Raw genomic sequence first — 4,892 nt, forward strand, 5'->3', positions numbered from 1 at the left:
CGCAACGGTTGAGGACGAAGCGGGCGGCCAGCTCGGGCCGGTAGATGCGCGCTTCCCTGAGAAGCGCCAGCATCTCGGCCGAGGCCCAGCCGTCGAACGGTGACGGCTGCACCGGGATCAGCACCAGGTCGGCAGCGAGCAGCGCCGAGCGCATGAGACCGGCGACGCGAGGCGGCCCGTCTATGACGACATGATCGGCATCGCGGGCCAGCTCGGGGGCTTCACGGTGCAGCGTGTCGCGTGCCAGGCCAATGGTGCTGAACAGCTCGGCAAGCCTTCATGGCCGCGCCGTTGCGACCAGTCGAGAGCCGAGCCTTGTGGGTCCGCGTCGATCACCGTGACGCGCTGGCTCCGCTGCGCCCAGGCCCCGGCGAGATGAAGCGCCAGCGTGGTTTTGCCGACGCCGCCCTTCTGGTTCAAAAGCGCGACGATCATGGCGCACCTCGCCGGGTGGCACCGGCACCATGGTTCGCGTGCGCGCGCGTCAAAGAAGAAGAGTTAGATTCTTTGTTAGATTCTTCTATAGAGTCCAGCGCGCGATTTGCGCCTAATGTCCCGATACTGCGTGCGCCTAATGTCCCGATGGGATTCACACGGTTATCAACAGGCACTGTTGATAAGTTTTCGGGGAGAAAGCGCAGCAATTCCCGCCCGTCCTCCCTCTCGATCTGGAGCCGATAACCGGGCAGCGACTGGCGGGCCGTGATCCGGCGCAGATCGAGCGCGAAGTCGGACGGCCGGGCGGAACTGCCGGATTTCTGATGAAGGTGGGAAACCTCGAACGCCCAGCCCTCGGGCTGGTGTCCGGCGTGCTTGCGGGCGACGCGATACAGCCAGCGCTCGATGCCGCCGGTCAGGCGGAAATAAGCCGGGTCGATGGTCAGCACCAGCGAACGGTCGATGACGCTGGCGTAGAACCATTCGGGCAGGACGAACTCCATGCCCTCGACGCGGCCGGTGCGCGTCGTCATTTCCTCCCATTCGTTGATCCATGAGAATTGCCGCCGCCGCCAATGCCGGCCGTTGCGGATGGTCGTGGCGATGACGGTGGATTGCAGACGGGCGAGCGCGGCCTTGAGCAGCAGATAGTCGCGGTTGCCGGTGGCTCGCCCGATGGCGCGCAGGAGCTGATAGGGCATGAAGCGGAAGAAGCGCGACGTGGTGAAGCCGTTGTTCTCGGCCGCGACGATCTGGCTTGCCGCCCATATCAGCACGTCGGCGTCCCAGATGGTGGCCATCCCATGCTCGGGCATGGCGAATACCTGCACTTCCACATCGGCGGCCCGGTATAGGATCGGCGTGGTGCGCGGCCGCTTCGCCAGCGAGAAGAATGGCTGCTCCATCAAGTCACGCTGGTCTCTCGGCGTGGCGTCGCCGGTTGCGACCACGAAGGGGTCGAGACGGCTGCGCTCGCTGTCCTCGGCCGGCTGCGCGGGAACATGGTCGTCGTCGCGCAGCATCTAGAGCCGGTCCTGTTCTTCCGGCGTGAGCGGACGGGCGGGGAATACTGTGCCGGCGTTCTTGTCGCGGGTGGATTTGCGAGCGCCGTTGGCCGACCATGATTCGAGATCGCGGACGGCGTAGAGGACGCGGCCGCCGATCTTGCGATAGGTCGGGCCGGTCCCATAGGTCCGGTGCTTTTCGAGGGTGCGAAGCGAGATGCCGAGGAAGCGCGCGGCTTCCTTGGTGCGCAAGAGACGCGGCGGCAGCTCCGCGTTGCGGCGGATGGCCATGGGGATCACCTCCGGGTTCGTCAGACAGGCGGCTGTCGTTTCGACAGCTGGCTGTGGCGAACCATGGCGAGGGACTGGCGGCCTGTAGCGTGCCGCATTTGCGCCCCCGCGCAGACGGCACCCCCTGCAAGGGCGAAAAGCGGAAAGATTTCAGCGGGGTTGTGGCTGTCGCGCTGTTTGGCGGAGACAGACGCGCTCGGCTCGGTTAAGACTATGCGCGGAGCAGACGCGCTGCTCTGGGGCTTAGTAACCCCTGACTAGCGGTTGGTGTCGGCCGTGACGGCACCACACTCCTTGACCCTATGGTCGGGGAGCCCATGGCGCATGTCCAGGGCTTCTCGCCTAAAGGCCATGGGGCCGTCTAGTCACGGTTACTAACTCCCCGATCACCAGGTCAGAGGGGCCATTTGCGGGGGCGCACCGCAAGCAAGGCTCATCCGGGTGGAGGGAGAATGACAATGAAAATTCCAGTCGAACTCGATCCCGATGTGGACGATGAAGCGCCGACCGGCGACGACATTACCGCCTATGACGAGCGGCATTTCGTGACCTATCTGCGCCTGCTGGATGCCAAGGCCGAAGATGCCGATTGGAAGGAAGTGGCGCAAATCGTGCTGCACCGCGATCCTGTGGCCGAGGAGCTGCGCACCTATCGGTGCTGGCAAAGCCATCTGCAACGGGCGCAATGGATGTCGCGCGAGGGCTACAAGCGCCTGTTGGAGCAGGCGGCCGCGAATCAGGCTTAGCGCCTTGCGGATGGGATCGGATCAGCTTTTGTCGGTTTTCACCGGATAGTGCAGCAACAGGCGATAGCCGCCGCGCATCATCCTGATGCCATGCGCGACCAGACGGCGGGCCTTGCTCTTGCATGGATCGCTCTCGAAGTCGTCTTTCGTGCCGCGAAAGCCGAGCAGGACTTCGGCGATGGTCCGGTAGCTTTCGCCGCGCAGCTTTGCGTCCAGCGCGCGCAGCGACAGGACATGCCATTGCCGGAGCTGGTCCGGCAGGACGCCGGGCGGCGGCCCCGGAGAGCGATGCGCGAGCGAGCGCCAAAGCCTGCGCGCGGCATGGATGCGCAGCTCCAGAAACGAATCCATCGGCAGGGTCACGGCATAGAAGGCCGCGGCGTCGGGGATGGCGTCCGGCAACCAGAATTGATGCGCGACGCCATCGACGCGCCAAATGCCGTGCCAGCCATCGGACGCGCGGCGCAGGTCCAGGCCATCGAGATGGGCCAGCACGACTATGGGTTCGGTCTCGCCGTCCTTGTGCTCCACCGGCGTCAGCATGACGGCCTGCGGCTGAAGGTCGGGGGACCAGAACGGAGATTGTCGGTCAGGCTCTGCGTCGGGATCGTTGGGGAAATCGTAGCCCCCAGCGTTTCACGAACGCCTCAAGTTCGCTTCCGTCCGCCTGGGCGGTCACGGCGATATTTTGAAAGTCGTGGCGATAGTCGTCATTGCGACGAAGATATTCCCACGCGAAACCGGCGGCCGGTAGGTTCTTGGCGTGCCTGTAGGCGGCCGGAGCGCGCCAGTCGATGCGTAGCATGGCGTCACCTCCCTATTTGGGCCGACCAAGCCCGAACAGGAAGTTTCCGAGATGAAGCCCCGTCGCCATAGGTGAGGTAATCAGATAAGTGGATCGCCTAAGCCGATCAATTATCTTGGTTATTTTTGTCTTAACATAGCTTCTGTTGATTTGCGAGCCGGGCGCAGCCCGGCGAGCGCGGCCATGTTTTCGGGCATGGCCGCAACGCCGATCCGCAACGCCGGATCGGCGGAAAATTTGGCGAGGCGGAAAACCTGAAAAGCGGAAAGCCGCGCAACCGGGTTTCCGGCTGCGCGGCTTTGATGGATTATGCGGCCTTCTCCAACAGGGTCTTTGCCTTCGCCTCCAGTTCAAGGCGCGTATCCTGATGCGGCTTGTTCCGGGCATGGGCGGTCATGCCGGCGACGAAATCGAAGATGCTTTCGGGCGGGCGGCCTTCCTCCTGCAAGACGGTTTCGATGATCTTGCCGGTCTCGGCCTTGCTGAAACCGCGCTTGCGCAAAAAGCTCTCCCGGTCCTCGTCGGTGCGGGCAACGATACGCTCCCGCGCCGCCTTGATCCCGGCGACGAAAGGCGCGGGGCTGGAATTAGCGAAGCTGGTCAGCGCCGGGGCCGCTTCATGGGCGAAACGCTGCGCGGCAAACTTGCTGTGCCGTATGCTGATTTCCTCGAAGCCTTCCACGCCCCAAAGGTTGCGGTTCATGCAAACCGCCCGGAGATAGAAAGAGGCGATCCCGAGGGTCTTCGATCCGACTTCACTATTCCAGCAATAGAAACCCCGGAAATAAAGGTCGGGGTCGCCGTTTGGCAGGCGTCCTGCTCGATGGGGTGCGTATCGTCCACCAGAAACAGGAAAACGTCGCGGTCGCTGGCATAAAGCGTGGTCGTGTCCTTGGTCACGTCCACAAAGGGGTTGTGGGTCATGGTCGCCCAATCCAGAACGCCCGGCACCTTCCACATGGTATCGCCGACGCCATTCCCGGCGATCTTCATCACGGCGGAGACAAGCTCATGGTCCAGATGCGGCCATAATCCGGGCCGGTCACGGCGCGAAGCTCAACGCGGCCATCGTCGGTTTCCAGCGTCTTCACCAATTCCGCCCGGTGGTTCAAAAGGCCATGCTGCATATTGATGCCCGCCAGCGGCGCGGGAAGCTCGCGCAGATATTTTGCCGGTGCGCCGACAAGGCTGCAAAGCTGGCCGAAACTCCAATGCGTCGGGGCGACGGGCTGCTCCTGTCCGGGGACGATAAGCGAAAGCCGTTCCGCATCGTCGCGGCTGGCTTCCACGCGCACGGCGCGGCTCTCCACGGTGCGGGCCTTGGCGCGATCCGCGCGGGACTTCACCGCGTCATAAAGCTCGGTCAGGCTCAAATAGCGCTCATCATCCGGGCGCGAAAGCCACTCCGACGAAACGCGGCCGATATTCTCCCCGCGCGAAATGTCCACGCGGAAACCCTTGGAAACGGGCTGCTGCTGATTGTTCAGGGTAATGGCGTTCATGGTCTTTTCCTTTCATGGGCTTGGGTTGGAGCGCAGCGCTGCGCTGCAACCCTGCCCGTCGGCGAGACCGGGGGGTGCAAGGTGCAAGGGCGGACGGGGCGGAGGG

5 protein-coding genes and 2 pseudogenes are annotated in these 4,892 nt (G+C 63.7%); 1 reads left to right on the forward strand and 6 read right to left on the reverse strand.

Annotation, left to right across the window (positions count from 1 at the left end):
* The 3 genes and pseudogenes from parA to JCM21793_RS22515 form a co-directional block, all read right to left on the reverse strand.
* Nucleotides 1-435 (reverse strand): annotated as a pseudogene (parA, locus tag JCM21793_RS27860) (ParA family partition ATPase); the annotation flags it as partial.
* Nucleotides 432-1,460: a replication initiator protein A gene (locus JCM21793_RS22510; protein WP_025031796.1), complete on the reverse strand. Its 1,029-nt coding sequence runs from the start codon at nt 1,458-1,460 to the stop codon at nt 432-434. The pseudogene parA and the gene JCM21793_RS22510, both read right to left, overlap by 4 nt.
* Nucleotides 1,461-1,733, reverse strand: a complete 273-nt coding sequence (locus tag JCM21793_RS22515) for a helix-turn-helix transcriptional regulator (RefSeq protein WP_025031797.1) — start codon at nt 1,731-1,733, stop codon at nt 1,461-1,463. It abuts the gene before it with no gap.
* 458 nt (nt 1,734-2,191) lie between these two features.
* Between JCM21793_RS22515 and JCM21793_RS22520 the strand changes: the two genes are divergently transcribed.
* The gene (locus JCM21793_RS22520; RefSeq protein WP_025031798.1) at nt 2,192-2,479 is read left to right on the forward strand and encodes a DNA -binding domain-containing protein; all 288 of its coding nucleotides are present in this window, start codon (nt 2,192-2,194) and stop codon (nt 2,477-2,479) included.
* Between the two features lie 21 nt (nt 2,480-2,500).
* Here JCM21793_RS22520 and JCM21793_RS22525 read toward each other — a convergent pair whose 3' ends face one another.
* From JCM21793_RS22525 to JCM21793_RS27865, 3 genes and pseudogenes are all read right to left on the reverse strand, one after another.
* Complete coding sequence (locus tag JCM21793_RS22525; RefSeq protein WP_025031799.1) at nt 2,501-3,022, reverse strand: DUF2285 domain-containing protein; 522 nt, start codon at nt 3,020-3,022, stop codon at nt 2,501-2,503.
* Between the two features lie 46 nt (nt 3,023-3,068).
* Nucleotides 3,069-3,284 (reverse strand): transcriptional regulator domain-containing protein, encoded by a 216-nt coding sequence (locus JCM21793_RS29000; protein WP_081784806.1) that lies wholly within the window; start codon nt 3,282-3,284, stop codon nt 3,069-3,071.
* A gap of 307 nt (nt 3,285-3,591) precedes the next feature.
* Nucleotides 3,592-4,786, reverse strand: a pseudogene (locus JCM21793_RS27865) (DUF932 domain-containing protein).
* Between the last annotated feature and the right edge of the window lie 106 nt (nt 4,787-4,892).

Origin of the sequence: Nitratireductor aquibiodomus NL21 = JCM 21793 (assembly GCF_000615975.1) — a bacterium.
GTDB lineage: Bacteria > Pseudomonadota > Alphaproteobacteria > Rhizobiales > Rhizobiaceae > Nitratireductor > Nitratireductor aquibiodomus.

Coding starts and splice junctions, on each gene's coding strand:
- JCM21793_RS22510 (WP_025031796.1), bottom strand. CDS start 1,460: ATGCTGCGCGACGACGACCATGTTCCCGCGCAGCCGGCCGAGGACAGC.
- JCM21793_RS22515 (WP_025031797.1), bottom strand. CDS start 1,733: ATGGCCATCCGCCGCAACGCGGAGCTGCCGCCGCGTCTCTTGCGCACC.
- JCM21793_RS22520 (WP_025031798.1), top strand. CDS start 2,192: ATGAAAATTCCAGTCGAACTCGATCCCGATGTGGACGATGAAGCGCCG.
- JCM21793_RS22525 (WP_025031799.1), bottom strand. CDS start 3,022: ATGCTGACGCCGGTGGAGCACAAGGACGGCGAGACCGAACCCATAGTC.
- JCM21793_RS29000 (WP_081784806.1), bottom strand. CDS start 3,284: ATGCTACGCATCGACTGGCGCGCTCCGGCCGCCTACAGGCACGCCAAG.